A 3,486-nucleotide genomic window follows, 5' to 3' on the forward strand; every position below is an offset into this window, starting at 1 on the left:
GCGCGGCCCCCGACGCCGAGGCGATCACGGCCGAGGCCCGCGCGGCGCTCGACGCCGCTGCGCGCACCGCGCTGCGCCCGGTGCTGAACCTGACCGGCACAGTGCTGCACACCAATCTGGGCCGGGCGCTGCTGGCCGAGGCCGCCGTCGCCGCCGCGACCGACGCGATGCGCGCGCCGCTGGCGCTGGAATACGACCTCGCCACCGGCGCCCGCGGCGAGCGCGACGACCACATCGCCCCGCTGATCTGCGCCCTGACCGGGGCCGAGGCCGCCACGGTCGTCAACAACAACGCCGCCGCGGTGCTCATCGCCCTCAACACCCTGGCCGAGGGGCGGGCGGCCATCGTCTCGCGCGGCGAGCTCGTCGAGATCGGCGGCGCCTTCCGGATCCCCGACATCATGGCGCGCGCGGGCGTGCGACTGGTCGAGGTCGGCACCACCAACCGCACCCACCCGCGCGACTACCGCGCCGCCGTGGGGGCGGACACGGCGCTGATGCTCAAGGTCCATCCGTCGAACTACCGGATCGAGGGGTTCACCCGCAGCGTCCCCGCCCCCGAGCTCGCCGCCATCGCCGCCGACGCGGGGGTGCCGCTGATGAACGACCTCGGCTCGGGGACGCTGGTCGACATGACCCGTTGGGGCCTGCCCGCCGAGCCGACCGTGCGGGCGGCGGTGGCCGAGGGGGCGGACCTCGTGACCTTCTCAGGCGACAAGCTGCTGGGCGGGCCGCAGGCGGGGTTCATCGTCGGGCGCGCCGATCTGATCGCGCGGATCAACCGCAACCCGCTCAAGCGGGCGCTGCGGCTGGACAAGATCCGCCTTGCGGCAATCGAGGCGACGCTGCGCCTCTATCTCGACCCCGACCGGCTGGCCGAACGTCTGCCGACCCTGCGGCTCTTGACCCGGCCCGAGGCCGAGATCCGCGCCCAGGCCGAGCGGCTGGCGCCCGCGGTGGCGCGGCTGCTGCCGGGCCATGTGGTCACGGTCGAACCCTGCGCGAGCCAGATCGGCTCGGGCGCCCTGCCGGTCGAGACGCTTCCCTCGGCGGCGCTGGCGATCCGGGCCGAGGACGGCGCCGGCGACGCGCCCGAGCGGCTCGCCGCGCGGCTGCGCGCGGGGGACCGCCCGGTGATCGGGCGCATCCGCGAGGGCGCGCTGATCCTCGACCTGCGTTGCCTTTCGGATGACGGCGCGCTGCTGGCCGCGCTGGCATGATCGTCGGGACGGCCGGGCATATCGACCACGGCAAGACCGCGCTCGTCCGCGCGCTGACCGGCGTCGATGCCGACCGGCTGGCCGAGGAAAAATCGCGCGGCATCACCATCGAGCTGGGGTTCGCCTATGCCGACCTCGGCGGCGGCGGGATCACCGGCTTCGTCGACGTGCCGGGGCACGAGCGGCTGGTCCACACCATGCTCGCCGGCGCGGGGGGTATCGACCTCGCGCTGCTGGTGGTGGCCGCCGACGACGGGGTGATGCCGCAGACGCGCGAGCATCTGGCGATCCTCGACCTGCTGGGCGTGCACCGCGGCATCGTCGCGCTGAGCAAGGCCGACCTCGCCGATGCCGACCGGCGGGCGGCGGTCACGGGCGAGATCGACGCGCTGCTGGCCGGCACGGGGCTCGCCGGCGCGCCGGTGATCCCGGTCTCTGCGGTCACGGGCGAGGGGGTGGCGGCGCTGACCGCCGCGCTCGCCGCCGCCGAGGCCGCCACCACAGCGCGCCGCACCGACGCGCGGTTCCGGCTGAGCGTGGACCGCAGCTTCACGCTCAAGGGCATCGGGACGGTGGTCACGGGAACGGTCGCCGCGGGGCGGCTGGCGGTGGGGGATACGGTCGTGCTCTCCCCCTCGGGGCGTGCGGCGCGGGTGCGGGGCATCCACGCCCAGAACCGCCCGGCGGCCGAGGGGCGCGCGGGCCAGCGCTGCGCGCTGAACCTCGCGGGCGACGGCATCGCCCCCGACGCCATCCCGCGCGGCGAGGTGGTGGGCGACCCGGCCCTGCACGCGCCGACCGACCGGATCGACGCGCGGCTGCGGGTGCTCGGGTCCGAGCCGAAGCCGGTGGCCACGTTGTTCCCGGCCCGGCTGCACGCCGGCGCGGTCGAGGTCGGCGCGCGGGTGGTGCCGCTGGGCGATCCGCTGAACCCCGGCGCGGCGGGGCTGGTGCAGCTCGTGCTCGACCGCCCCATCGCGGCGGTGGTGGGCGAGGCCTACGTGCTGCGCGACGTCTCGGCCCGGCGGACCATCGGCGGGGGGCAGTTCATTGACCTGCGCGCGCCCGCCCGGCGGCGGCGGACGCCCGAGCGCCGCGCGCTGCTTGAGGCCGCGGCGCACCCCGACCCCGCCGCGGCGCTGGTGGGGATGCTGGCGGTGGCGCCGCACGTGGTCGATCTCGACGGCTTCATCCGCGACCGCGGGTTGGGCGAGGCCGCCGCCGCGCGGCTGGCCCAAGGCGTCGCGGTGCTGGACGGCCCGCCGCGGCTGGCGTTGGCTCCGGAGACGCTGGCCCAGCTCTCCGAGGCCGCCGAGGCGGCGCTGGCCGCGTTCCACGACGAGACGCCCGAGATGCAGGGCCTCGGGCGCGAGCGGCTGCGGCTGGCGCTGACCCCGCGGCTGCCGAAGCCGGGCTTCGCGGCCTTCATCGCCGGGCGCATCGCGGCGGGCGCGATGGTGGCCGAGGGCAGCTTTCTGCGCCTGCCCGGCCATGTCGCGCGAATGTCGCCCGAGGACGAGGCGCTGCTGGCCCGCGCCCTGCCCGAACTGGGCGGCGACGCCCGCTTCCGCCCCCCGCGGGTGCGCGACATGGCGACGGCGTGGGGGGTGCCCGAGGCCGACCTGCGCCGGGCGCTCAAGTCGGCCGCGCGGCAGGGGCGGGTGGACCAGATCCGCCACGACCATTTCTTCCTGCGCGCCACCACCGCCGAGATGGTGGCGATCATCGCCGAGGTTCAGGCCGCCGCGCCCGATGGCTGGGTCACGGCGGCGGCCTTCCGCGACCGGGTCCAGAACGGGCGCAAGGTGGCCATCGAGATCCTCGACTTCTATGATCGGCAGGGCGTCACCTTGCGCCGCGGCGATTTGCGGCGCATCAATCCCCATCGCGCCGACCTGTTCGGCTAGGCCCCGCGCGGGCCGCGACTGGAGGAGAATCGTCCCCGGTGGGGCGGCCGGACTTCAAATCCGGTTGGGGCAGCGCGCCTGTCCCGGGTGGGTTCGACTCCCATTCTCCTCCGCCAGTCCCCTTCCCCGAAACGACGACGCCCCGCCGGTAAGGGCGGGGCGCTGGAGGGTCCTGCGGAGGGCTCAGCCGTTGAGGTCGAGACCGCGGGCGGTCGGCGGCTGCCAGGTCTTGGACTCGGGCACGGCGCCCGCGGTGTTCGTCCCGATCTGCGAGCCGCCGGTGCCGCCGGTCCAGCCGGTCGAGCCGGCGCTGCCCGGGGCGGTGCCGTCGGCGGCGCCCTGCGCGGGGGCGGTCGCCG

Annotated in this window: 2 protein-coding genes and 1 tRNA gene; all 3 read left to right on the forward strand. The window is 76.3% G+C overall.

From position 1 onward, the window contains the following. On the forward strand, nucleotides 1-1,220 hold a 1,220-nt coding region (selA, locus tag ACFHYO_RS12630), incomplete at its 5' end, for an L-seryl-tRNA(Sec) selenium transferase (protein ID WP_394320826.1). Further along, nucleotides 1,217-3,127: a selenocysteine-specific translation elongation factor gene (gene selB / locus ACFHYO_RS12635; RefSeq protein WP_394320828.1), complete on the forward strand. Its 1,911-nt coding sequence runs from the start codon at nucleotides 1,217-1,219 to the stop codon at nucleotides 3,125-3,127. The genes selA and selB, both read left to right, overlap by 4 nt. 20 nt (nucleotides 3,128-3,147) lie before the next feature. After that, nucleotides 3,148-3,243 (forward strand) — tRNA-Sec (locus tag ACFHYO_RS12640). Nucleotides 3,244-3,486: the final 243 nt, after the last annotated feature.

The sequence above is a fragment of the Paracoccus panacisoli genome, from assembly GCF_042435015.1.
Taxonomy (GTDB): Bacteria; Pseudomonadota; Alphaproteobacteria; order Rhodobacterales; family Rhodobacteraceae; genus Paracoccus; species Paracoccus panacisoli.